At 41.7% G+C, this 23,518-nt stretch carries 23 protein-coding genes and 1 riboswitch; of the genes, 6 read left to right on the top strand and 17 right to left on the bottom strand.

Annotated elements, in window-relative coordinates; all coding sequences use genetic code 11:
• Positions 1-26: 26 nt before the first annotated feature.
• The 12 genes from D8848_RS03425 to uvrA form a co-directional block, all read right to left on the bottom strand.
• Entirely contained in the window at positions 27-1,580 is a 1,554-nt protein-coding gene (locus D8848_RS03425) for a damage-inducible protein CinA (RefSeq protein ID WP_125443304.1), read from the bottom strand.
• Positions 1,581-1,834: 254 nt separating this feature from the next.
• A complete protein-coding gene (gene cls, locus D8848_RS03415; protein WP_125443302.1) occupies positions 1,835-3,367 on the bottom strand; it encodes a cardiolipin synthase in 1,533 nt (510 codons plus the stop codon).
• Between the two features lie 139 nt (positions 3,368-3,506).
• Positions 3,507-3,971, bottom strand: coding sequence for an SP_0198 family lipoprotein (locus D8848_RS03410; RefSeq protein WP_045612370.1), 465 nt, complete (start codon positions 3,969-3,971; stop codon positions 3,507-3,509).
• Between the two features lie 83 nt (positions 3,972-4,054).
• A complete protein-coding gene (locus tag D8848_RS03405) occupies positions 4,055-5,305 on the bottom strand; it encodes a folylpolyglutamate synthase/dihydrofolate synthase family protein (RefSeq protein ID WP_045612371.1) in 1,251 nt (416 codons plus the stop codon).
• A 208-nt stretch (positions 5,306-5,513) separates the two neighbouring features.
• Positions 5,514-5,819: a DUF1292 domain-containing protein gene (locus D8848_RS03400; protein ID WP_000017620.1), complete on the bottom strand. Its 306-nt coding sequence runs from the start codon at positions 5,817-5,819 to the stop codon at positions 5,514-5,516.
• A gap of 15 nt (positions 5,820-5,834) precedes the next feature.
• Positions 5,835-6,254 carry a Holliday junction resolvase RuvX gene (gene ruvX, locus D8848_RS03395; RefSeq protein ID WP_033628869.1) on the bottom strand — a complete coding sequence of 140 codons (420 nt, stop codon included), beginning with the start codon at positions 6,252-6,254 and terminating at the stop codon, positions 5,835-5,837.
• Positions 6,255-6,257: 3 nt separating this feature from the next.
• Positions 6,258-6,524, bottom strand: coding sequence for an IreB family regulatory phosphoprotein (locus D8848_RS03390; RefSeq protein ID WP_000507059.1), 267 nt, complete (start codon positions 6,522-6,524; stop codon positions 6,258-6,260).
• Positions 6,525-6,610: 86 nt separating this feature from the next.
• Positions 6,611-7,180 carry an SP0191 family lipoprotein gene (locus D8848_RS03385; protein ID WP_000725132.1) on the bottom strand — a complete coding sequence of 190 codons (570 nt, stop codon included), beginning with the start codon at positions 7,178-7,180 and terminating at the stop codon, positions 6,611-6,613.
• Positions 7,181-7,240: 60 nt separating this feature from the next.
• Entirely contained in the window at positions 7,241-7,639 is a 399-nt protein-coding gene (gene spx, locus D8848_RS03380) for a transcriptional regulator Spx (protein ID WP_000591165.1), read from the bottom strand.
• Positions 7,640-7,774: 135 nt separating this feature from the next.
• Complete coding sequence (mgtA, locus tag D8848_RS03370) at positions 7,775-10,435, bottom strand: magnesium-translocating P-type ATPase (RefSeq protein ID WP_045612372.1); 2,661 nt, start codon at positions 10,433-10,435, stop codon at positions 7,775-7,777.
• A 198-nt stretch (positions 10,436-10,633) separates the two neighbouring features.
• Positions 10,634-10,785, bottom strand: a riboswitch (M-box (ykoK) riboswitch).
• Between the two features lie 57 nt (positions 10,786-10,842).
• Positions 10,843-11,904 carry a M24 family metallopeptidase gene (locus D8848_RS03365; RefSeq protein WP_045612373.1) on the bottom strand — a complete coding sequence of 354 codons (1,062 nt, stop codon included), beginning with the start codon at positions 11,902-11,904 and terminating at the stop codon, positions 10,843-10,845.
• Complete coding sequence (gene uvrA / locus D8848_RS03360; RefSeq protein ID WP_125443301.1) at positions 11,897-14,728, bottom strand: excinuclease ABC subunit UvrA; 2,832 nt, start codon at positions 14,726-14,728, stop codon at positions 11,897-11,899. Before uvrA ends, D8848_RS03365 begins: the two co-directional genes overlap by 8 nt.
• A gap of 131 nt (positions 14,729-14,859) precedes the next feature.
• On the opposite strand from uvrA, the gene D8848_RS03355 reads away from it, so the two are divergent.
• The 4 genes from D8848_RS03355 (at position 14,860) to D8848_RS03340 (ending at position 18,038) form a co-directional block, all read left to right on the top strand.
• A complete protein-coding gene (locus tag D8848_RS03355) occupies positions 14,860-15,804 on the top strand; it encodes a magnesium transporter CorA family protein (protein WP_000815623.1) in 945 nt (314 codons plus the stop codon).
• Positions 15,805-15,815: 11 nt separating this feature from the next.
• Entirely contained in the window at positions 15,816-16,493 is a 678-nt protein-coding gene (locus D8848_RS03350; protein ID WP_125443300.1) for a DUF1129 domain-containing protein, read from the top strand.
• Positions 16,494-16,634: 141 nt separating this feature from the next.
• A complete protein-coding gene (locus D8848_RS03345; protein ID WP_125443299.1) occupies positions 16,635-17,669 on the top strand; it encodes a S66 family peptidase in 1,035 nt (344 codons plus the stop codon).
• Positions 17,670-17,774: 105 nt separating this feature from the next.
• On the top strand, positions 17,775-18,038 hold the full coding sequence (locus tag D8848_RS03340; RefSeq protein ID WP_000166114.1) for a SemiSWEET family transporter: 264 nt from the start codon (positions 17,775-17,777) through the stop codon (positions 18,036-18,038).
• A gap of 84 nt (positions 18,039-18,122) precedes the next feature.
• Here the strand turns inward: D8848_RS03340 and D8848_RS03335 are convergent, their stop codons facing one another.
• The 3 genes from D8848_RS03335 to mutL are packed head-to-tail and all read right to left on the bottom strand — an operon-like array spanning position 18,123 to position 21,254.
• On the bottom strand, positions 18,123-18,686 hold the full coding sequence (locus D8848_RS03335; protein WP_125443298.1) for a DNA-3-methyladenine glycosylase I: 564 nt from the start codon (positions 18,684-18,686) through the stop codon (positions 18,123-18,125).
• Between the two features lie 9 nt (positions 18,687-18,695).
• Entirely contained in the window at positions 18,696-19,289 is a 594-nt protein-coding gene (gene ruvA / locus D8848_RS03330; protein ID WP_125443297.1) for a Holliday junction branch migration protein RuvA, read from the bottom strand.
• Positions 19,290-19,304: 15 nt separating this feature from the next.
• A complete protein-coding gene (mutL, locus tag D8848_RS03325) occupies positions 19,305-21,254 on the bottom strand; it encodes a DNA mismatch repair endonuclease MutL (RefSeq protein ID WP_125443296.1) in 1,950 nt (649 codons plus the stop codon).
• Positions 21,255-21,460: 206 nt separating this feature from the next.
• Here mutL and D8848_RS03315 point away from each other — a divergent pair, with 206 nt between their 5' ends.
• Together D8848_RS03315 and D8848_RS03310 are read left to right on the top strand one after the other, a co-directional pair.
• Positions 21,461-21,901 (top strand): LytTR family DNA-binding domain-containing protein, encoded by a 441-nt coding sequence (locus D8848_RS03315; protein ID WP_125443295.1) that lies wholly within the window; start codon positions 21,461-21,463, stop codon positions 21,899-21,901.
• Positions 21,898-22,356 carry a DUF3021 domain-containing protein gene (locus D8848_RS03310; protein ID WP_125443294.1) on the top strand — a complete coding sequence of 153 codons (459 nt, stop codon included), beginning with the start codon at positions 21,898-21,900 and terminating at the stop codon, positions 22,354-22,356. Before D8848_RS03315 ends, D8848_RS03310 begins: the two co-directional genes overlap by 4 nt.
• A gap of 47 nt (positions 22,357-22,403) precedes the next feature.
• Here the strand turns inward: D8848_RS03310 and nrdI are convergent, their stop codons facing one another.
• Positions 22,404-22,868: a class Ib ribonucleoside-diphosphate reductase assembly flavoprotein NrdI gene (gene nrdI / locus D8848_RS03305; protein WP_125443293.1), complete on the bottom strand. Its 465-nt coding sequence runs from the start codon at positions 22,866-22,868 to the stop codon at positions 22,404-22,406.
• A 77-nt stretch (positions 22,869-22,945) separates the two neighbouring features.
• Positions 22,946-23,476 (bottom strand): ABC transporter permease, encoded by a 531-nt coding sequence (locus D8848_RS03300; RefSeq protein ID WP_125443292.1) that lies wholly within the window; start codon positions 23,474-23,476, stop codon positions 22,946-22,948.
• Between the last annotated feature and the right edge of the window lie 42 nt (positions 23,477-23,518).

Genomic DNA, 23,518 nt, shown 5'->3' with positions numbered 1-23,518 from the left:
TAAAAATACACAAGATATTGATTTAGTTATTTAATTTTATAGACTTTAAACTCTGAGTAATCAGTCTTTACTTGTTGGTAATTTTCTTTTAAGAGTGTCTCCGCCTCAGACCAGAGAGCCACCTTGTCGTTTACCACAATCACCTTAGGTTGGTTTTCTTTCAAGTCATTGATTAAACTAGTTTTATTCTCTTCTGTATTCGTATAAAGAAGAGGTGATGGGAACATGGATCCAGCCAAACGCTGGCTTTCTTTATACATCTGAACATGTGAATCCCAAATATAAATTTGGTCTCCCTCACTCGTCTCTTGTTTGACTCTATCTACCACTTGATGTTGTTCTCTATAGGAAGCTGGATGTAAGATAAAACGAGCTACAAAAGGAATTGCAATCAGATAAACCACCACTAGGATCGGTAAGTAGAGATTCCCTTTCATGAATTTTTTCCATAAAGTAGGAACATCTTCTCTTCTCCGACGACGAGCTCCTCTAGCTGAATGTTTCCCACGAATACTGGTCATCAAAAGAAGGAGTAAAAATGGAAGGATTAGAATCAAACGCGAACCGTGAAGAGGTTCTTGAGAAAAAAGCAACAAGGCTAATACAAATAGGAAAGCAAAACTAGCTGGTACTGAAATAACATATGATCTTGATGCCTTTGATTGGAACAAACCTAGAAAAACAAGGAAGAGAGCTCCTAAACCAAAGGTCAATAAACCATAGAATAAAAGATGATCCATTAGTTGAGGATTGGTAAAGACCTGAAGGGAATCAATCGGATACAAAAGACTCCCTATAGTTCCTCCAAAACTACCTGAAGCAAGGACATAGTAGCCTAGTGGATAAAAAATGAGAGAAAAGCCAAGTGCCGCTGCAAAAAACTGATAAACTCCATGAGCAAGGCGACCATGCCCAACATTAAAGACAAATAAACCGATCGTTACTACTGCAGTAAAGAGAAGACTTGTAAGAGGCTCTATGAAAAATGATAGGGCCAAGAAAATCCCCAGACGTAGAAATCCCTTGTCATGGTTAGGAGTTGATAGATAAGCTGCTATGAATGAAAATCCTGCAAACAGGAATGGCAGAGCTAAAATCGTAGCATAGCCTCCTCCAAAACCGAGACCAGATACCAAAATATAAAATATGGTTAGGAGTTGTTTGGCTTGTTCCCTTTGTCCCGTCAAATACTCTGTCGAAGAAAAGAGGAAATAACCTCCTCCTAAGAGAGCTAGCCATTCTACCAAGGCAAAAAGAATGCCTCCTTGGGTAATATAAAGTAGCAAGTAATAAAGAAGACCGTGACTAGCATAATAGCTACTGTAAAGCTGTCCTCCCTGATGCCAAGCCCACCCTATATACAAATCCTGCGCCTGAGAAGGACTTACCATATCTAAAAGTAAAGGTATCACCACAGAAAAAACCGTTGCAATCGTACTTCCAATGATGAGTCTGAAAAACGGGAAAGCTACCTGTTCTTCTTTTTCCACATGAGATTCAAGATTCCTATCCAGTCTATTTTCAATTTCATTACTCTGTATCGTTTCGGATACTTCTTCGATTCTGCCATATACAGCCATGTCGTTTCTCCTATTCAATTTATCTGTCTTAGTATATCAAAAAGACCTAAAATTGTCAGCTTGCGATGGCTGTTTGAGTGATTTTTTGCTTAGTTTCACAAAGGTTTCAATTTCCCGAAATCGATGTAAATTCGTCTGTTTAAATGTTATGATATAATCCAATTCTTTCTGAGTCAGCATCTTTCCTCCTACATCTTCTTATTCGTAAAAGGCAAGAAAAATAGGACTGGTTTGTGTCCTCAGTCCTAGATTTCTTATAAGATTGGGGCAAATAACTGGGCAATTTCCTTAATCAATTTCTGATACCAGCTATTTTTTATCGTATGAGGGAAAATTTCTTGCGATGCTGAAAAAATCTCTTGAAAATCTTTTTGAATCTCTGTGATTGATGCCGTTTTATATAGCAAAACTGCATCTTCATAGTGATGAAGCAAACTTCTATAATCTAAATTAATCGTTCCAACTGCAGCAAAGTCCTTGTCCACTAGGATTTGTTTACTATGGATGAAGCCAGGACTATACTCAAAAATCCTGACTCCTGCTGACAACAAATCCGGATAGGCCCCTCTCGTGATGAGTTGGATTAATTTTTTATCCGGAATGAAAGGGGTCACAATGCGGACATCAACACCCCTCATGGCCGCATTTTTAATACTCTCTGTTAAATCATAGTCAATAATCAAATAGGGTGTCGTGATATAGACTGAATCAGTAGCCTGATTAATCAAACTTTGATAGACTTTTTTCCCTACTTGAGTACGGAAGATGGGCTTGGGTCCACTACCGTACGGAATACAGAGTCCTTGGCCAGAACAAGGCTGATTTTCCAAGTGATACTGGTCAAAATCGCTGATTTCCCCACGATTGATGTACCAAGTCATCAAAAAGAGACGAGTTAGAGCCTTGACACCAGGACCATCTAAGCGAATCCCACTGTCCTTCCAATAGCCAAAGCGTTCTACATGGTTGATGTACTCATCAGCTAAGTTAATACCTCCTGTATAGGCTACCTGACCATCTATAACAAGGATTTTACGATGGTCTCGATTATTATAAGCTACCGTCAAACGAGGAATCACCTTGTTAAACTTATGAGCTTCAATTCCTCGACTACGAAGCTGAACAGTATAGTCTCCAGGTAAAGTCGCCATACAGCCGATATCATCATAGAGCATCTTGACCTCTACACCCTGAGCTGCCTTTTGCTCTAGTATATCTAGTATGCTATTCCACATCAGACCTTCTTCGACAATATAGTACTCTAGAAAGATAAATTTCTCAGCTTTCTTGAGGTCTTCCAACATATGTTGCCACATGCTTTCACCCGAAGAAAAGAATTGTGAATCTGTTCGATCATAGACATCGGCATTGCTATCCATACTTAGCAAAGATTTGATAACTCCGTAAGCCGCCTTATCCTCTTCCTTCAATTTCTGGCGGAGAGCTTTACTGTTATCCTCCCGAAAATGCATGGAACCAAGTTTGTCCAACTGCTTGATTTCTTTTTTGGACAATCGTCTTTCACCAAACATCAGATAGAGCAAAGGACCAATAACAGGAACAAAAGTTACCACTAACCACATCACTTTGCTTTCAGGCGCCATGGAACGATTGACAATCGCTACGATAGTCGCCATACTCATAAATATTAAGAGAATAACCCAAAGAATAGGGGCCATACGCCCTAAATAAAGAAAGAGACCAAAAACAAGACACAGTTCAAGCAGCATAATCGAAAGACTAAAGCCATACTTGGACATCAATAATTGAAATTTTCTATATTTCATATCCCCTCCTTGATAGTTTGAATGCTAAAAACAGGTAATTAATACTAGTATAACTCAGTTATTCGGTAGAAGGCAAGTATTTATAATCATTTTTCTGAGCAAAAGCAAAAGAGACCGAAAAATCCAGTCTCCTTCTAGTCTATTTTGATAAAACAATGCGATCAGATGCTTCTCTATCCATATCGTCGATAATCATCTGATTGCCATTGATTGCATAAATCTTGACATCATCACCAATAATCATGCGTTGATTAGCAACGTCGAAACTAACCTGTTTGATTTCTTGTTCCCCGTCAGTTCCTACCTGAGTCCAGGTACCAGTTGTTCCAGTCACCACTAAAGTGATACGGTCTCCTTCGTCCTGACCAGTATAAGTTCCATCAATATTAGTTGGTTGAGCCTCAGGCGCATTTTGTGAAGAACTTGTTGCTGCCTGGTTGCTATTTTCTGTAGAAGATGAAGCTGTTGCTTGTGATTGTTGAGTTTGTTGAGTTTGCGATTGAGCTACTGGTTGTTGAACTTGTTGAGTTCTTTGTGAACAAGCTACTAAGAGACTAAGACTTGCTAAAGAAGCAAAAGAAAGTGTGAATCTTTTTAATTTCATGATGAATTTCCTTTATGCTACCAATTTAGAGAAATTTTCTCTAACCAGCAATTCCCCTAGTATAACAAGTTTAAAAAAGGTGGTTAATTTATCTGCTCATGGTCCAGCAGGTAGCCCCGTACTTCTGAGATAAAATAGAGAGACCCTGTAATGAATAACAGGTCCTTGGTATCGGCTCTTTCTTCAAAACTGCTGATAAATTCTCGGTAAGAGGGAATTGCATGGTAACCTGTTACATCTGTCTCGTCCAGAGAACCTTGATAGTCAAAACCAGTCACCTTGAGTTCCACCTGAGGTAAATTTTCAGTCAGATAAGCCAACATCCCTTGATAATCCTTCCGTTTCAAGGCTCCAAAGAGGATTTGAGGACGATAACCTCCCTGCTCTTTTTCTTTGACAAACTCCACCAGGCAAATCAAGGCAGGGAGGTTATGAGCACCGTCCAAGTAAATCTGAGGACGAATACGCTCCAAACGGCCAGCCCAATGGGTCTTCTCCAAAGCCTGTCTTACAACCTGCTCATCAACAGCTTCCTTTCCTTCTCTCATAAAGAGAAGAAACGTTTGTAGCGCCAAGGCAGCATTTTCCTGCTGATAAGTTCCTTCTAAACCTATTTTCAACTGTGAAAGGTTAGCCAAAGAGCTTGAAAAATCCCCATTCAGCATTGAAAAATCCTGACCTGCCTGATAAAGGTCAACAGCTAAAGATTCGGCTTTTTTCTGACAGACAAGTCTAGCTTCTGGAGGCAATTTCGCAATCACTGCCTTTTTACCAGCCTTAAAAATGCCAGCTTTCTGCTCTGCGATTGCTGCTATACTGTCACCCAGAGTCTCCTGATGATCAAGTCCGATGGAAGTGATGACAGCAATCTCTCCAGTTACCACATTGGTCGTGTCTAGTAAACCACCAATTCCCACTTCTAGTAAAAGTAAATCCACCGCTTGCTCTCTAAAATAAAGAAAAGCAATCAAGGTCAGCAATTCAAAAAAAGACAACTGGTCATGGGTTTGCAGGAGCGTTTTCTCCATCTCCTTGACCTTATTAGCCAAACGGATGAAGTCTGCATCAGCTATTGGTTGCCCGTTAATGCAGATTCGATCATTGATAGAGACGATATGAGGGGAGGTGAAAGTCGCAACTTTTTTGCCATGCCCCATAAATAACTCCCTCATAAAAGCAATGGTAGATCCTTTTCCATTAGTTCCTGTTACGTGGATAATAGGATAAGACTTCTCGGGATTCCCCAACAAATCCACCGCTTGTTGCATTCGGCCCAAGCCTGATCGAAAATTCAAACCAATCCGACTATGGAGCCATTCTTCTACTTCAAACATATACATCTCCTTAATTACAGGTTCAATCAACTGCCTCAATAAAGTCTCATAACTAACAAAAACGAGGCCAGGATTTTCGTCCCGACCTCTCACCTGGTTAGCTAATAACTAGCTACTATGAATATTAACTTGGGGTAAAAACATCCCCCGGACTTACCAGCTCTCTCTTGTTACAAAGAGCTGGGCTAAAAACATCCACTGGATGTTTTTACTCCTCCATAAAGCTGTTGAAGACTTCTTCAATCATGTTCCATTCGTCTTCCGAGTCTTCTGGGATTGGTTGCAATTCGCCTTCTGTTCCATCTTCGTTTTCGATGAATGAGTAAGCTTGGATTTCAACTTGTCCGTCTTCGTCTTCTTCTGCGTTAACTGGTACTAGAAGAACATAGTTTTTACCAAATTCTTCTTTTCCATCAATCGTCAAAAGGATTTCAAACAAGGTTTCGTTTCCTTGCTCATCTACTAGTGTGATTAATTCACGTTCTTCGTGGTCGTGGTTATGATCGTGTGACATAGCCTCTCCTTTGTATTAAAATTTTCTATCTAAATAATTTTGTAAAATCAGCTGAGCTGCTAACTTATCAATGACTTTCTTGCGCTTGTTACGGCTAATATCTGCTTGCTCAATTAACATGCGCTCTGCGGCAACTGTTGTCAAGCGTTCATCTTGATAGTCTACTGGTAAATCAAAAAGCTCTTCTAACTTTGCTCCGTATGCCTGACTAGCTTCCACGCGCGGTCCGCTTGTATTGTTCATATTTTTAGGTAAGCCCACTACAAATCGTTCCACCTTGTAAGTATCAACCAACTCTTTAACGCGGTCAAAACCAAATTGGCCTTGCTCCTCGTTGATTTGGATGATTTCAAGTCCTTGAGCTGTAAAACCAAGCGGATCGCTAATAGCCACCCCTACCGTTTTTGAACCGACGTCCAATCCCATAATTCTCATAGGTTATAGATCGACTCCTTGTCCTTTAAGGTAGTAGCGGACCAATTCTTCAACGATTTCATCGCGCTCATACTTACGGATTTGATTTCGTGCATTATTATAACGAGGAACGTAGGCAGGGTCTCCACTCAATACGTAACCTACGATTTGGTTAATCGGGTTGTAGCCCTTATCGTTCAACGAAGCATAAACATCAGTCAGAGTTTCGCTAATTTCTTTTTTATTGGAATCGTCCAATTTAAAACGTACTGTTTCTTCAGTAAATCCCATTCTAACACCCTCTTTCCTTAGAATAGTACCATTATAGCATAATTCCTTACGTTCTACAATTCAGGCAGTCTATTTATTTGGATTTTCTATTGTTCTGTCGCGCCATTTGCCAATCTGTCTGAAATATATTTGCTTGGTTCATTCTTCAAGAGATTTTCTAAACCAATGTTCTTCAAATATTCTAACTGAGAAGCCTTCTTGACATCCAAAACTTGAAAATCAAAACTAGTCGTTGTTTGAAGTTCAGTTGCACTCAATAGTTTAGTTTCAAGCTTAAATCCTGCTAATTTGCGAGCTTCTATGATAGACTCATCTTTCTCCTCTGCCTCGAGAAGAGCTTTTTGAGTTTCTTCCACTCCATGTTGGTCGATATAAGTCTTCAACTCATCTGAGACTGGACGTTTTTGTTGAATGGTTAGGTTCAAAAAAGTCTTGTCTTTATAAGTAATGGTTTGGGTTTGCTGGCTGCCATCATCTGACTTTGGCAAAACCAAAGTCTTGGTTACAACTGTATTCTTCTCAGCATTTTCAATAACTGGCAATGCCGACTGAAGCGTATCCTTTTCTGTTTTTGTAGCTGGTCCAGTTTCTTTTTTCTGTCCGCAACCAACCAGGACAAAAAGGAAAGCTAGACTAACAAGAACTATTTTCTTCATTTCTTTCTTCTTTCTTTTTGAAATTAAAATAAGACTGGGAGTTGCTCCCAGCCTTGATGTTTATAGAGCTGCACGCAAACGTGCTTCTGCATTTTCTACATTACGGACAGAGCGTGGTAGGAAGGCACGAATATCGTCTTCCTTATAGCCAACTTGCAGGCGTTTTTCATCTACAAGGATTGGGCTCTTTAAAATTCTCGGCGTTTCCATAATCAGATTGAGGACTTCATTGACGCTCAAATCTTCAATATCCACTCCAAGGGCTTTGGCATAGCGATTTTTAGATGAAACGATGCTGGCTATTCCGTTATCTGTTTTGGTTAGAATATCCAGTAATTCTTCTCTCGTAATTCCTTCTTTACCAAGGTTTTGTTCTTTATAACTTAACTGGTGGGCATTGAGCCAGGTTTTTGCTTTTTTACAGCTAGTACAACTTGAGACTGTATAAATTTTAATCATGTACCTACCCCTTTCGCTACATGTTACTATCAGTTTAGTCTATTATACCATAAAAAACATCCGACTTGCGACCTATTTTTAAATTTTTTTGACTTTTTTCGTCATTTTCGTACTTTTTTCTTGACAAAATGAAATTTACAGCCATTCTTGATATTTCTTGATATAGATTTTTTTCACAATTGTCACACTAATCATATACAAAATAATGATGAAAAGTAAAAAGATGAAATAAATCGATTTTAAAGGAGTTAGATGGAGAAGGCTAGCTAGTGGACTGTAGGGAAGGAAGGTCACAAAGGCTGCAGCCAATAGGGTTGTCACAAGGACTAGCCAAGCTGGACGACTTTGTAAAAAGGGAATTTTGGCTGAACGCAGCATATGGATAACCATGGTCTGTGACCACATGGACTCGATAAACCAACCTGTCTGAAACAAGACAATAAATCCTACAGCAGACTCCGCTCCATGGACATAGGCTTGACCTGTCGTCATGGGTACAATGATAAAATAGAGCAAAATAAAGGTCAAAATGTCAAAGGCAGAAGAGATAGGCCCCATCCAAACCATGAAACGTGTGATGGACTTAGCTTCCCATATATGCGGATTTCTCAAAAAATCTTTATCCACCTTGTCAAAAGGCAAGGCAATACAAGACAAATCATAGACTAGATTTAGAATAATCAAATGGACTGGTGCCATTGGTAAAAATGGCAAAAAGATTCCAGAGACCAATAGGGATAAGATATTTCCAAAATTAGAACTCACTGTCATTTTGATATATTTAGTCATATTGGCATAGACCTTACGCCCTTCAACAAGTCCTTTTTCAAGCACCATGAGATCCTTATCAAGTAGGATAACATCAGCTGTTTCTTTGGCAATATCTACTGCTGTATCAACAGAAATCCCCACATCTGCAACTTTCATAGAAGGAGCATCATTGATCCCATCTCCCATATAACCGACAGCATGACCATTAGCCTTAAATTGCAAAATAATCCTCGCTTTTTGGTCAGGTGAAAGTTTGGCAAAGACTGTTACCTCCTCTACGGCTTGGGCCAATTCTTGATCACTCATCTGATCAATTTCAGACCCCAACAGCATCTGATTGATATCCAAACCAACCTTTTCACAGACTGCTTGGGTAACTTTTTCGTTGTCTCCCGTCAAAATCTTTGTTTGAACCCCATGTTCTAACAGAGCCTTAATTGCTGGTGCTGCAGATGGTTTAGGAGGATCTAGGAAGGCTAAATAACCAGTTAGAATCATATCCCCTTCATCATCAACTGTATAGGCATGGCCTTCCCTCAAACCTGACTTATAGGCCACTCCCAAGACACGCAAACCTTGTTGATTTAGTTGTCTGACTTCTGCTAAAATTTCTTCTCTAATAACATCTGTCAAGGGAGTAATCACTCCTTGGTATTCCGCATAACTGGAAATCGTCAACATTTCCTCTAGGGCACCCTTGGTTACCAAACTAACAACTTCGTGTTCATCCTTAACGATAACACTCATCCGTCTACGTTCAAAATCAAAGGGGAGCTCATCTATTTTTTGAAAAGTTTGAGCCAGATTTTGCAAGAGGGTGTGTTCTTTGGCTTCCTTTTCAGTCCGTTTGATGATGGCTCTGTCCATCAAATTTTTCAAGCCCGTTTGAAAATAAGAATTGAGATAAGCTCGTCTCAAGACGGTCAAATCCAAGCGTCCGTGGATGTCCAAGGGATATTCAAGGACAATTTCGTCTTGGGTTAGAGTCCCTGTCTTATCTGTACACAAAATATCAATAGCCCCTAAGTCCTGTATGGCATTGAGTTTCTTGATAACCACTTTTTCCTTGGCCATAATGATGGAGCCTTTTGCTAGACTGGCCGTGATAATCATAGGAAGCATCTCAGGTGTCAATCCAACACCAACACTCAAAGCAAATACGCCAGCTTCCAGCCAGTCACCATCTGTTAAACCATTGGACAAGAAAACGATGGGCACCATGACCAACATCAAGCGAATCAGGAGCCAAGAAATACTATTCATCTCCCGCTCAAACGAAGTAGGCTCGTCATAGGTGTTCAAAGTCTGCTCAATGGCCCCCATCATGGTATCATCACCAACTGCTAAAACCACGGCTTTGGCACTACCAGACAAGACATTGGTTCCCATAAAGGCGAGCGCTTCTGCTTCTAGCAGACTATCAGATTGTTGAACTATTGCCTTGGTCAAGGCCAATTTTTCAACCGATTCACTTTCACCTGTCAAGCCCGACTGTTGTACAAAGAAATCGCGCGACTCAAATAAAAGAAGATCTGCTGGAATCATGTCTCCAGCGCTTAATTTAACCACGTCACCCACTACCAAATCATCGATAGGTACTTCTTGGATTTCTCCTTGACGAATGACAGTCGCTGTGTTGACAATCATTTTTGATAGATTGGTCGCAGCCTTATCACTACGGAGTTCTTGGACAAAGCGTATGCCACCAGAAATGAGGACTAGGACAACGATGATAATGGAAGTTGTCGGATCTTCTTGACCTGGTTTTGCCAACCAGACATTGGTCACCAAGGAAATCACGGCGATGACCAGCAAGATGATGGTAAAAGGATTGATAATGGATTCGTAAATCTTTTTGAGGATACTGTCTTCTTGACCCTTTGTGATGGTATTTTCGCCATATAGGTCACGATTTTTCTCCACCTGCTCCCCAGTCAAGCCTGTTAGACTTGTCTTATAAAAAGATAGAGTTTCGTTTAAAGATGTATGAATAGCTGTTGCTAATCTTTCTTTTGTAGTTTTCATTGGTTTCTCCTATCTGTATGAATGATGTGTTTCATACACAGAGACCAATCACTTTATAAGGGCAGAACGACACAAATCAGCGATTGGCTGTGTATGTGCGGTTCCGGATGATCGTCAATTTGCATCGTCTATCTCCTTTCTTTGTTTTTAAACAGTAGAAAATCCTACCATCAAAAAATGGCAGGATTAAAAAACTAATTATCTGTTTTTTCGTTCAAGCTTTAACTCCATAGGGCAATGTAATGAGCTTAGTCTTGGCCTTCGCGACCAGGACTGTTGACCAACGAGTAGTGTCTCCACTGCTTTGCGGTAGTCATCCGTATCCCTATGGTAGCCTCACCTACCGTTTTCGTCTTTCAGTATAAACCTTTAAATTTTAAAAGTCAATCATTTGAGTTGTTTAACTCTTAGATAACTATCAACTCTTTTGGAGCTAAGGTCAACAATTCACAACCTGACTCTGTAATCAGAATATCATCCTCGATACGAACGCCATATTTGCCTTCGATATAGATACCTGGCTCATCTGTCAATGCCATACCTGCCTTAATAGTTTCTGTAGAAGTCTGGCTAAAGTATGGTTCCTCATGGATATCCAGTCCAATACCGTGTCCAATACCGTGGGTAAAATAGTCGCCATAGCCTGCCTCGATGATAATATCACGAGGAATTTTGTCAAAGTCACGGAAACCTAAGCCAGCCTTAGCCTGATCAATCAAGGCTTGGTTGGCTTTCAAAACCGTATTGTAAATCTCTGCTTGCTCGTCGCTGACATGGCCCAGATAGATAGTCCGTGTCATATCGCTGACATAGTGGTCGTAGAGGCATCCAAAGTCCATGGTAATAGCTTCTCCCAGCTCCACTGGTTTGTGCATTGGATGGGCATGGGGCTTAGAAGAGTTGATTCCGCTAGCTAGGATAGTGTCAAAAGACAAGCCAGATGCTCCCAACTCACGCATGCGGAAGTCAAGGAAGTTGGCAATTTCAATTTCAGTTTTTCCTGGCTTAATAAAGTCAAGCGCATCGCGGAAAGCTTGGTCTGAGATAGAACAAGCCTTGCGAATCGCTGCAATCTCTGCCTCATCCTTAATCATTCGAAGACCTTCAACAAACTGAGTTTGTGGAAGCAAGTCAATTCCTTCAAAGGCTGCCTGCATACGGTGGTAATAAGATACTGAAATCTCATCCTCAAAACCGATTCGAGACAAGCCCATATCCTTAACAATGCCTGCAATGACAGCCAATTCATCACGATCAGCCACAATCTCAAACCCACTGGTTTCTTGCTTAGCTGCAATGATATAGCGAGAGTCTGTCACCAAGACCTGACGGTCACGGCTGATGAAGACTGTTCCGTTTGAGCCCCAAAAACCAGTCAAATAATAGACGTTTTTAAGGTTATTGATGATGATGCCATCTAGTTCTTTTTCTTGCATTTTAGCTAGAAATGCTTGTACACGTTTATTCATGATGTAACTTTCCTTTCAAATAGTGTCCTGTGTAGCTAGCTTCGTTGGCCGCTACTTCTTCTGGAGTTCCTGTTGCGATGATGGTTCCACCACCGACACCACCTTCAGGTCCCAAGTCAATAATATGGTCTGCCGTCTTGATAACATCCAGATTGTGCTCGATAACAAGGACTGTATTGCCATCGTCTACAAAGCGAGCCAAGACTTTAAGTAAGCGAGCAATGTCCTCAGTATGCAACCCTGTCGTTGGCTCATCCAGAATATAGAATGACTTGCCTGTCGAGCGTTTGTGGAGTTCACTAGCCAGCTTCATACGCTGGGCTTCTCCTCCAGAAAGGGTGGTAGCTGGTTGCCCTAGCGTCACATATCCCAGTCCCACATCCTTGATGGTCTGAAGTTTACGTTGAATTTTCGGAATATGTTGGAAGAATTCTACCGCATCGTTGACGGTCATATCCAAGACCTGCGAGATATTTTTTTCCTTGTAATGAACTTCTAGGGTCTCACTGTTGTAGCGGGTTCCATGGCAGACTTCACAAGCCACATAAACATCTGGCAAGAAGTGCATCTCAATCTTGATAATCCCGTCACCTGAGCAGGCTTCACAACGACCACCCTTGACATTGAAACTGAAACGACCCTTCTTGTAGCCTCGAATCTTGGCTTCGTTTGTCTGGGCAAATAGGTCACGTATATCGTCAAAAACTCCTGTATAGGTAGCAGGGTTAGACCTTGGCGTTCGTCCAATAGGACTCTGGTCAATATCAATCAAGCGGTCTACATGCTCAATCCCTGTTATGGTCTTGAATTTACCAGGTTTGTCTGAATTACGGTTGAGCTTCTGGGCAATAGCTTTTTTGAGAATGCTGTTGATGAGGGTCGATTTCCCTGAGCCCGACACCCCTGTCACTGCGATGAATTTTCCTAGTGGGAAGCGAGCTGTGACATTTTGCAGGTTGTTCTCTCGCGCTCCTGTCACTTCGATAAAACGACCATTTCCTGTACGGCGCTCTGTTGGCACTGGAATGGCACGTTTGCCTGACAAGTACTGGCCTGTGATAGACTTGCTGTTGCGAGCCACCTGTTTGGGTGTACCTGCAGCAACAATCTCCCCACCAAAAACACCCGCACCAGGACCAACGTCAATCAGATAATCAGCCTCACGCATGGTATCTTCGTCATGTTCCACTACTATGAGAGTATTGCCCAAATCACGCATCTTTTTGAGACTGGCAATCAGACGATCATTATCCCTCTGGTGAAGACCGATTGACGGCTCGTCTAGAATATAAAGGACACCTGATAGGTTAGAACCAATCTGGGTTGCCAAACGAATACGCTGACTTTCCCCACCTGAAAGGGTTCCTGCCGAACGTGACAGAGTCAGATAGTTAAGACCCACGTTATTAAGGAAGGTCAAACGATCCTTGATTTCCTTGAGAATGGGACGAGCAATAATAGCTTCATTTTCAGATAGAGTCAACTGACTCACCAACTCCAAGTGATCTGCGATAGACAGGTCTGAAATTTCTCCGATATGTGGTCCTTGCTGACCACCCACACGGACAGACAAGGCCTGATCATTAAGACGGTAACCATGACAGGTTCCGCAGGTCAGCTCATTCATGTAAAGGCGCATCTGGGTGCGGGTGTAGTCACTATTGGTTTCATGGTAACGACGTTTGATATTATTAACAACTCCCTCAAAAGGAATATCGATATCGCGCACGCCACCAAATTCATTCTCATAGTGGAAATGGAATTCCTTACCATCAGATCCATAGAGAATCAAGTTCTTATCTTCTTCTGACAAATCTTCAAAAGGATTATCCATATCCACTCCAAAGGCTGTCATAGCCTGCTCTAGCATGTTTGGATAGTAGTTGGATGAAATAGGATTCCAAGGAGCCAAGGCTCCCTCACGCAAGGTTTTGCTGGCATCTGGCACTACCAAATCAGTATCCACTTCCAGCTTGATGCCCAAGCCATCACACTCACTACAAGAACCAAAAGGAGCATTGAATGAGAAGAGACGTGGCTCTAACTCTGGAACAGTAAAGCCACAAACTGGACAGGCATAATGCTCAGAGAAGAGCAACTCAGAGTCGTCCATGGTGTCGATAATGACATAGCCTTCTGCGATACGAAGGGCAGCCTCAATGGAATCAAAGAGACGACTACGAATGCCCTCCTTGATAACAATACGGTCAACCACGACATCAATATTGTGTTGCTTGCTCTTTGACAATTCTGGCACTTCGGTCACATCATAGACCTCCCCATCCACACGGACGCGGACATAACCATCTTTCTGAATCTTTTCAATGACACTCTTGTGTTGCCCTTTTTTCTTACGTATGACAGGAGCTAAAATTTGCAGACGTTGGCGTTCTGGCAATTCCAAGACCTTATCTACGATTTGCTCTACAGAAGAAGCCTTGATAGCCCCATGCCCGTTGATACAGTAAGGCGTCCCCACACGCGCATAAAGGAGACGCAGATAGTCATTGATTTCAGTCGTTGTTCCCACCGTCGAGCGAGGGTTTTTGCTAGTCGTTTTCTGGTCGATGGAAATAGCTGGGCTGAGGCCATCAATGGCATCTACATCAGGCTTCTCCATATTTCCCAAAAACTGACGAGCATAGGCTGACAAACTCTCCACATAGCGGCGTTGTCCCTCTGCATAAAGGGTGTCAAAGGCCAGACTGGATTTCCCTGAACCTGACAAGCCGGTCACGACAACCAACTTGTCTCGTGGAATCTCCACATCAATATTTTTTAAATTATGGGCACGCGCCCCATGAATGACAATTTTATCTTGCATCTTTGTTCTTTCTAGTCCATTATTGCTTACCATTATACCAAAAAAAGTGAGATTCTATTACCCAAAAGGCCGATTTTGTAGTATAATAGTACGGTGTGAAAAAATCTGAAAAATGAGAAAGGATAAGGGATATGAAACAAGTTTTTCTCTCTACAACAACTGAATTTAAAGAGATCGATACGCTTGAACCGGGTACTTGGATCAATCTCGTCAATCCGACTCAAAATGAATCACTCGAAATCGCTAACGCCTTCGATATTGATATTGCCGACCTTCGAGCACCGCTCGATGCGGAAGAAATGTCTCGTATTACGATTGAAGACGAGTATACCCTGATTATCGTAGACGTGCCGGTCACAGAAGAAAGAAATAATCGCACCTACTACGTAACCATCCCGCTTGGTATTATCATCACAGAGGAAACCATTATCACTACTTGTTTGGAACCATTACCGGTCCTCGATGTCTTTATCAACCGTCGATTGCGTAATTTCTACACGTTCATGCGTTCGCGTTTTATCTTCCAGATTCTCTATCGCAATGCAGAGCTTTACCTAACAGCCCTTCGTTCAATCGACCGTAAGAGTGAACAGATCGAAAGCCAACTGCATCAATCAACTCGTAATGAAGAATTGATTGAGCTCATGGAATTGGAAAAAACCATCGTCTATTTCAAGGCTTCCCTCAAAACAAATGAGCGCGTGATTAAGAAATTGACCAGCTCAACCAGCAATATCAAGAAATACCTTGAGGACGAAGACCTGCTTGAAGATACCTTGATTGAAACCCAACAGGCCATCGAGATGGCAGACATTTATGGAAACGTCTTGCATTCTATGACAGAGACCTTTGCCTCTATCATTTCCAACAACCAGAACAACATCATGAAAACCTTGGCCCTTGTGACCATCGTCATGTCCATCCCAACCATGGTCTTTTCTGCCTACGGGATGAACTTTAAGGATAATGAAATCCCCCTAAACGGAGAGCCAAATGCCTTCTGGTTAATCGTTTTTATCGCCTTTGCTATGAGTGTCTCGCTCACTCTCTATCTCATCCATAAAAAATGGTTCTAAGAGGAGTTCCTATGTCTCAGATTGATCTACAAAAATTAACAAAGAAAAACCAAGAGTTTATCCACATCGCTACCCAACAATTCATCAAAGATGGGAAAACAGACGCTGAAATCAAAACTATTTTTGAGGAAGTTATTCCCCAAATCCTTGAGGAGCAAGCTAAAGGTACTACTGCTCGTTCCCTCTATGGCGCACCAACTCATTGGGCTCATAGTTTCACTGTCAAGGAACAATATGAAAAAGAGCATCCAAAAGAAAATGATGATCCAAAACTCATGATTATGGATTCAGCCCTTTTCATCACTAGCCTCTTTGCCCTTGTCAGCGCCCTCACAACCTTCTTTGCGGCAGATCAAGCTTTCGGCTATGGATTTGTTACTCTCCTATTAGTTGGACTGGTTGGTGGATTTGCCTTCTACTTGATGTACTACTTTGTTTACCAATATTATGGACCAGATATGGACCGCAGTCAACGTCCACCTTTCTGGAAATCTGTACTAGTTATCCTAGCTTCTATGTTCCTTTGGTTACTTGTCTTCTTTGCAACAAGCTTCCTACCAGCTAGCCTTAACCCAGTACTTGCTCCAGTGCCACTGGCTATTATCGGAGCAGCCCTCCTAGCTCTTCGCTTCTATCTCAAGAAACGCTTGAACATCCGCAGCGCAAGTGCAGGACCAACACGCTATTAAGAAGAATGGTAAAAGCAACTGCAGGTGCGGTTGCTTTTTCACTTACTTTTTTGATTTTAAAGAATTCTTCTGACATCCCACATAGCTCTATCTAATCTTTTGTGATAAAATAGGCTCAATCTATTTCCAGGAGGATAAAATATGATTTCTACTATTGGTATTGTTAGTTTATCTAGTGGCATTATCGGAGAGGACTTTGTCAAACATGAAGTTGACTTGGGTGTCCAACGTCTCAAGGACTTAGGACTCAATCCTATCTTTTTGCCCCATTCGCTAAAAGGATTAGACTTTATCAAGGATCATCCTGAAGCGCGTGCAGAGGATTTGATGCAGGCCTTTTCTGATGATAGCATCGACATGATCCTATGTGCCATCGGTGGAGATGATACCTATTGTTTGCTACCTTATCTTTTTGAAAATGACCAACTCCAAAAGGTTATCAAACCAAAAATTTTTCTTGGCTTCTCAGATACAACCATGAACCATCTCATGTTGCATAAACTAGGAATCAAAACTTTTTATGGTCAATCCTTTTTAGCAGACATTTGTGAATTGGACAAGGAAATGTTAGCCTATAGCCTTCACTACTTTAAAGAATTGATTGAGACGGGAAGAATCTCAGAAATCCGCCCTAGCAATGTTTGGTATGAGGAACGAACTGATTTTAGTCCCAAAGCTCTGGGGACACCTCGTGTCAGTCATACAAATACCGGTTTTGAATTATTGCAAGGAAATGCCCAGTTCGAGGGAAAAATTCTCGGTGGTTGCCTCGAATCCCTCTACGATATCTTTGACAACTCTCGATACGCAGATAGCACGGAGCTCTGCCAACAATACAAACTTTTCCCTGACTTGTCAGACTGGGAAGGAAAAATCCTCTTGCTAGAAACAAGCGAAGAAAAGCCTGAACCAGAAGACTTCAAAAAGATGTTGCGGACTTTAAAGGACACTGGCATATTCGAGGTCATCAATGGAATCTTGGTCGGGAAACCTATGGATGAAACTTTCTATGACGACTATAAAGAGGCACTATTGGATATCATTGACAGCAATATTCCAATTGTCTATAATCTGAATGTCGGCCACGCAACTCCGAGAGCAATTGTCCCCTTCGGAGTCCATGCCTATGTAGATGCACAGGAGCAAGTCATTCGCTTTGACTATAACAAAAAATAAATAGTGTCTCTATTTTTGTGCTTTTGTATTCGTTTTCGTTACAATTTGTATCTGAATTTATTGCATTTCGCTAATTTCTATGATATCCTTTTGAAGGAGGTGTATATGACAAAACAAAAAATTAATCGAATCGTAGGTTCTATTGGTGCCTTTATTGGAATCATAGTATTTATTGCCTACATACCTCAAATTATCGCTAATTTACAGGGAAATAAAGCTCAACCATTTCAACCTTTATCAGCTGCTATATCTTGCTTAATCTGGGTTATTTATGGATGGACAAAGGAACCTAAGAAGGATTGGATACTAATCATTCCAAATTCAGCTGGTGTTATTTTAGGTGGAATCACTTTTTTGACTTCACTCTAACAAATCTAATAGTATATATAAAAAGCTGGGAAAAATTTCTCAGCTTTTTTCTATATTCTCAGATATGCTAGTTACCTGTACATACTAACGACCGCTTTTCCACTCACAATCATTCTCATGGTCATTAACCAGCCCTGCAGCCTGTAGAAAAGATAAGACGGCGACTGGGCCTGTGAACTTGAAGCCTCGTTTTTTGAGATCTTTGGCCAATTTCTCAGACAAAGCTGTTTTAGCTGGGGCTTGGCGGTAATCGGGAACATCGTTAACAATCGTTTTCCCCTCAACAAAAGACCAAAGATAGGCATCAAAAGAGCCATGGTCTTCCTGTAGTCGTAGAAAGGCTTGGGCGTTAGCGCGTGTAGCAAAAATCTTGGCTCTGTTTCGGATGATAGCTGGATTATCCAGCAAGGCTTCCAATTCGGTGTCGGTCATGTCTGCCACCGCTTGAATTTGATAGCCATGAAAGGCTTCTCGGAAAGCTTGGCGTTTGTTGAGCACCGTTTCCCAAGACAGACCTGCCTGATAGGTTTCCATGCACAACAACTCAAACAATACTTGATCATCATGGAGGGGATAACCCCACTCCTCATCATGATAGGCAATGTAGAGCGGATTGGTCATCTTGACCCACGAACAACGTTTTGTCATGCTCTGCTCCTATTTGACCAACATTTTAAGGGCCGACTTGATATAGTTCTCAGCTGTATCTGTCGTTCCTTCAAAGAATTTCTTGATTTTCTTGAGCTCGGTTGCCTTGTAGCCCAGTGCCAACATGGCTTCCATAGCTTCTTCCAATTCTTGGTTTTCAGCGTTAGCTTGCACTGCGACCTTGGCAGGAAGGTCATCTCCTGCAACTACTACCTTGCCTTCCAAGTCTAGCACCATCTGCTGGGCTGTTTTCTTACCAATTTTAGGGAACTTGGTCAAGTAGGTGATGTTCTTGGTTTCAATGGCTTGAACCAAGCCAGCATTGTCATCAGCAGCGATAATAGCAAGAGCTGATACAGGACCAATCCCAGATACCGAAATCAGACTGAGAAAGAGCTTTTTCTCGTCTTCTGAGCGAAATCCATAAAGTAGATGAGCGTCCTCACGTACGACTTGATGCACATAAATTTGAGCTTCTTGATTGACCTGTCCTGAATAGGCATAAGGATTGGCCACATGCAAAATATAACCGATACCGTTGACTTCAAGAACAATGTATTTGGCAGTGATTTTGGTAATGATTCCTTTTAAATATTCGTACATAGTTTTCCTTTTAGTTTAGTATTTCCCCAACTCACGTAGACTGGTGTGATTTTCCTGAATGCGTCGGAACATCTTTTCCATATCCGACTTGGTAAAATGCACCAAAACAGGACGTCCGTGGGGACAGTTATAGGGATTGTCACATTGAGAGAGCTGATAAAGCAGCTGTCTGGCTGAGTGGTCATCGATACGATGATTGGCCTTAATAGACCGCTTGCAAGACATCATGATAGCCAGCTCTGCTCGGTATTTCTTGATAGAAACTTCCTTGGTCAAGAGTAGCATATCACACATCTCATAGATGCCTGATTCAATCTCTTCTTCTGCCATCCAAATAGGATGTTCGCGTAAGATGAATTGATTTTCCCCGTACTCTGCTAGAAAGACGCCCACTTCCTCCAAATGTGCCATTCTTTCCTTGAGACGAAGGGCATCATCTGCAGGAAATTCAAAGATGTAGGGCACTAGAAGTTGCTGCTGGCTCTGGTCAACATCACCAATGCTTTCACGGTACTCTTCGTACTTAACCCGCTCCTGAGCCGCATGTTGGTCTATGATATAGAGCCCATCTCGCCCTTGGGCAAAGAGATAGGTTCCATGCATTTGCCCGAAAAATTCCAACTCTGGAAAGCTGGATGATTCTTCTCGCTCCAGCTTGTCATAGGCTTTATCAAGACTTGCTAAGTCTAGCTCTGGATGGTCTAGTTGGTCGTAGTTAGCAGGTTTTCTCTCTGCAAAATGCAGTTTTGCTGGCTTGGTCAATTGGTCCAAGGTTTCCTTGGCAAACAAGGTCAAGTCTTGTCCTGCATCAGTCAATTCCACCTGATAATCAGCTACTTCAGCTTGACTAGGTCTTGCCGACTCAGTTTTCTCATAGTAGAGCGTATTTTCTTTGAGTGGGAGAATAGTTTGCTCCACCTTCTCACGATTGCGCACGGTCGATTTGGCAAGATTTTCCAAGGCATCAGGTATCAAAGTTTGCTCCTTGAGACTATTAGAAATAGCTTCTGAGACCAGCGTCATCAGTTCTTTTTCCTTGGAAATCCGCACCTCTTGCTTGGTTGGATGCACATTGACATCAGCCAGATAAGGGTCGATATGAATGTGAATGACAGCCAGTGGAAAACGGCCTACCATGAGCTTACTACCATAGCCGTCAAGAATTGCACGATTGAGCAGGAAGTTCTTGATATAACGGCCATTGATGAAGAGACTGATATAGTTACGATTCGCCCGAGTCAACTCAGGCAGGGACACAAAACCTGAAATTTCGAAATCAAGGTCAGAATTCTCAATTTCAATCATCTTCTTGGCACTCGCCAAACCGTAAATCCCTGCAATAGCTTGTCGCAGTTGGCCAGCCCCTGCTGTTCGCGTCATTTCCTTGCCATCACTGATTAAACTAAAAGAAATCTCAGGATGGGCCAAACCCAGACGATTGACAATATCAATGATATGAGACAACTCTGCTTGCTGGCTCTTCATATACTTGAGGCGGGCAGGCGTGTTGAAAAAGAGATCCTCCACACAAACCTTGGTTCCCACAGGACTAGTCGCTGGGATGACTTCCTCAACTTCACCCCCACGCGCAACTAGCTTAGTTCCGTGACTTGCACCATCCACAGCCGTCAACAGAGTTAAGACACTAACAGACGCTATAGAAGGAAGGGCTTCACCACGAAAACCAAGCGTCCGAATTCGAAAAAGATCCGCTTGATTTTTGATCTTACTGGTCGCATGACGGCGAAGGGCCAGCTCCACCTCATCGTGGGCAATTCCATGACCATTATCTGTGATTTGGATTTTCTTGAGACCAGCTTCCTCAATCTCAATGATAATCTGGCTAGAGCCAGCGTCAATGGCATTTTCTACCAACTCTTTAACCACACTGGCAGGACGTTCAATGACCTCTCCTGCCGCGATCTGGTTCGCCAGCACCTCTGGCAATTCAATAATATGAGACATCTTTCAGCCCCTTTCCGTATCTATTTTCCTAGAAATTGATTAGTGCTATTATACCATATTTCAGATAGGACAGAAAAGCAAGCACCACATAGGATACAAATCCCTCCACATAGACAAAGTCCCTTGCCAGGTGTCGTAAAATAGTGTTTAATAAAAGTGTACAAGAAGTGATCACAATTTTGTATGAAAAACAAGGAGAGAAATTTATGAAAGTAGAACTACAGATTAGTGAGACTTACGAGGAGGAAAAACTGATTGTCCAAGCACCTCAGCCGACAGATAAAGTCCAGAAAGTCATCGAGTTCGCAGAAAATCTTGACCAAAAAGAAACAATCAAAGGAAAGATTGATAATCAGGTCTATCTAGTTAAGATTGGTAAGATACAACGCTTCTATATCGAGAATCGGAAGGTTCTAGCAGAAACCGCGAGTCAGACCTACAGCATTGATTTGCGACTCTATCAGGTCCTTGAAATCTTGCCAAGCAATTTTATCCAAATTTCCCAATCAGAAATCATCAATATCGATTCCATCTCTCATCTCAAGCTCACCCCCAACGGCCTAGTAGAAATTTTCTTGAAAAACGAAAGCTTCACCTACTCTTCACGCCGTTATCTAAAAACCATCAAGGAGAAATTAGAACTATGAAAAAACAAATCTTCCACGACGCAGCTACTGGTGTTCTTATCGGCCTCATCCTCTCTATCATCTTTTCACTCATTTATGCACCAAGTACCTACGCCCCGTTAAGTCCCGACTCTCTCATCGGCCAAGTGATGGCTCAACATCAGGTTCACGGTGCCCTGGTCTTGCTCTACTGTACTCTTATCTGGGCAGCCATCGGTATGCTCTTCAACTTTGGCAACCGCTTATTCAGCCGTGACTGGAGCATGCTTCGTGCGACGCTTTCCCATTTCTTCCTCATGCTAGTAGGCTTTATCCCACTAGCAACTCTAGCAGGTTGGTTCCCCTTCCACTGGATCTTCTATCTCCAGCTCATTATCGAGTTTTCAATTGTCTACCTCATCATTTGGACTATTTCCTATAAAAGAGCATCAAAAAAAGTAGACCATATCAATCAACTCTTGGAGCATAGAAAGTGAGAGTGCTGATAAAACCACTTGGAATAATAAAAAAGTCAAGCCTAAGCTTAACTTTCCAACTCATACAAATCTGCGATAATAGCTGCGACATGTTTGATATCTCCCAGCATGCCTCGCATTTCAAAGTCAGCCAATACAGGGAAACCAAAACGTTGACTGTATTGCTTGGCTGTCAGGCAGTATTGGTTATTAAAGTTACGATTTCCTGAACCAACCACACCAAAACACTTACTAGCATTGTCACCATAAGCGATAAAATCCCCCACTGGTGTTGTCAAAATCTCGACATCTCCGTTATCAACGCCATTCCCACCTTCTAGGTAAGTCGGCAAAAAAGCAACATAGGGATGGTCCATTTCATAGAAATCTTGGCCTTCCTTGACCAAATCCTTGATATGAATCTTTTGAACTTCAATTCCCTCGTACTGGGACAAGAGATAGTCTTTCAAGCGCGTCACAAAACTTTCAGTATTGCCACTCAGACTAATATAAACTAAAGAAATTGTCTTCATATTTTCCTCCATGATTTTATTTTTAATCGAAAAAGAACTACCAAGATTGTATCTTGATAGTTCTTTTTTGTCAATACTTAAGCAAGTTCTTCTGTTTCTTCTTCTGCCAAGGCTTTCTGCTGACGCCACATCTTATAGAAGACAAGGGCTAGGAAGAGAATATTGATGACGATATAGAAAATGCTAACAGCTTTTGAACCAATACCCATTGTCAAACGCATGGTCTCATCTTGAAGCAACTGCACAGCGTCTTGCAAAGTCACATAGGTATAAATTGAACCAATAATAGCTAACAAAACATAGCCAACATAAGTATAGTTTGCATATTGCAAATTCTTACGAATAAGGAAGACAATCGCTACTACCACTAAAATAGCAGACAGCACAATCAAGGCAACATTAAAAATAGAATGAGATGCTTCTGCTACTCTATAGCTATAATTAATGCTATCTTCTACCTGCTGAGCACTGACCCCTGCAACTTGTTTTTGAGCAGCACGAAGGACTTCTTTGCTAGGTAAGGGCTTCAAAAGTTCAAACAGAGACGTAGCTGAAATAAGGGCAGACAAGATTAGCAAGACCCATAGATAAATCGGTTTCTTTTTCATGATAGAACCTCCTGATGTTATTATTGATATTATAGCACTTTT

Origin of the sequence: Streptococcus mitis, assembly GCF_003942775.1 — a bacterium.
Classification (GTDB): domain Bacteria; phylum Bacillota; class Bacilli; order Lactobacillales; family Streptococcaceae; genus Streptococcus; species Streptococcus mitis_CN.
This window is presented reverse-complemented; position numbering and strand designations above follow the sequence as displayed.

Coding starts and splice junctions, on each gene's coding strand:
- D8848_RS03425 (WP_125443304.1), bottom strand. CDS start 1,580: ATGGCTGTATATGGCAGAATCGAAGAAGTATCCGAAACGATACAGAGT.
- cls (WP_125443302.1), bottom strand. CDS start 3,367: ATGAAATATAGAAAATTTCAATTATTGATGTCCAAGTATGGCTTTAGT.
- D8848_RS03410 (WP_045612370.1), bottom strand. CDS start 3,971: ATGAAATTAAAAAGATTCACACTTTCTTTTGCTTCTTTAGCAAGTCTT.
- D8848_RS03405 (WP_045612371.1), bottom strand. CDS start 5,305: ATGTTTGAAGTAGAAGAATGGCTCCATAGTCGGATTGGTTTGAATTTT.
- D8848_RS03400 (WP_000017620.1), bottom strand. CDS start 5,819: ATGTCACACGATCATAACCACGACCACGAAGAACGTGAATTAATCACA.
- ruvX (WP_033628869.1), bottom strand. CDS start 6,254: ATGAGAATTATGGGATTGGACGTCGGTTCAAAAACGGTAGGGGTGGCT.
- D8848_RS03390 (WP_000507059.1), bottom strand. CDS start 6,524: ATGGGATTTACTGAAGAAACAGTACGTTTTAAATTGGACGATTCCAAT.
- D8848_RS03385 (WP_000725132.1), bottom strand. CDS start 7,180: ATGAAGAAAATAGTTCTTGTTAGTCTAGCTTTCCTTTTTGTCCTGGTT.
- spx (WP_000591165.1), bottom strand. CDS start 7,639: ATGATTAAAATTTATACAGTCTCAAGTTGTACTAGCTGTAAAAAAGCA.
- mgtA (WP_045612372.1), bottom strand. CDS start 10,435: ATGAAAACTACAAAAGAAAGATTAGCAACAGCTATTCATACATCTTTA.
- D8848_RS03365 (WP_045612373.1), bottom strand. CDS start 11,904: ATGAATAAACGTGTACAAGCATTTCTAGCTAAAATGCAAGAAAAAGAA.
- uvrA (WP_125443301.1), bottom strand. CDS start 14,728: ATGCAAGATAAAATTGTCATTCATGGGGCGCGTGCCCATAATTTAAAA.
- D8848_RS03355 (WP_000815623.1), top strand. CDS start 14,860: ATGAAACAAGTTTTTCTCTCTACAACAACTGAATTTAAAGAGATCGAT.
- D8848_RS03350 (WP_125443300.1), top strand. CDS start 15,816: ATGTCTCAGATTGATCTACAAAAATTAACAAAGAAAAACCAAGAGTTT.
- D8848_RS03345 (WP_125443299.1), top strand. CDS start 16,635: ATGATTTCTACTATTGGTATTGTTAGTTTATCTAGTGGCATTATCGGA.
- D8848_RS03340 (WP_000166114.1), top strand. CDS start 17,775: ATGACAAAACAAAAAATTAATCGAATCGTAGGTTCTATTGGTGCCTTT.
- D8848_RS03335 (WP_125443298.1), bottom strand. CDS start 18,686: ATGACAAAACGTTGTTCGTGGGTCAAGATGACCAATCCGCTCTACATT.
- ruvA (WP_125443297.1), bottom strand. CDS start 19,289: ATGTACGAATATTTAAAAGGAATCATTACCAAAATCACTGCCAAATAC.
- mutL (WP_125443296.1), bottom strand. CDS start 21,254: ATGTCTCATATTATTGAATTGCCAGAGGTGCTGGCGAACCAGATCGCG.
- D8848_RS03315 (WP_125443295.1), top strand. CDS start 21,461: ATGAAAGTAGAACTACAGATTAGTGAGACTTACGAGGAGGAAAAACTG.
- D8848_RS03310 (WP_125443294.1), top strand. CDS start 21,898: ATGAAAAAACAAATCTTCCACGACGCAGCTACTGGTGTTCTTATCGGC.
- nrdI (WP_125443293.1), bottom strand. CDS start 22,868: ATGAAGACAATTTCTTTAGTTTATATTAGTCTGAGTGGCAATACTGAA.
- D8848_RS03300 (WP_125443292.1), bottom strand. CDS start 23,476: ATGAAAAAGAAACCGATTTATCTATGGGTCTTGCTAATCTTGTCTGCC.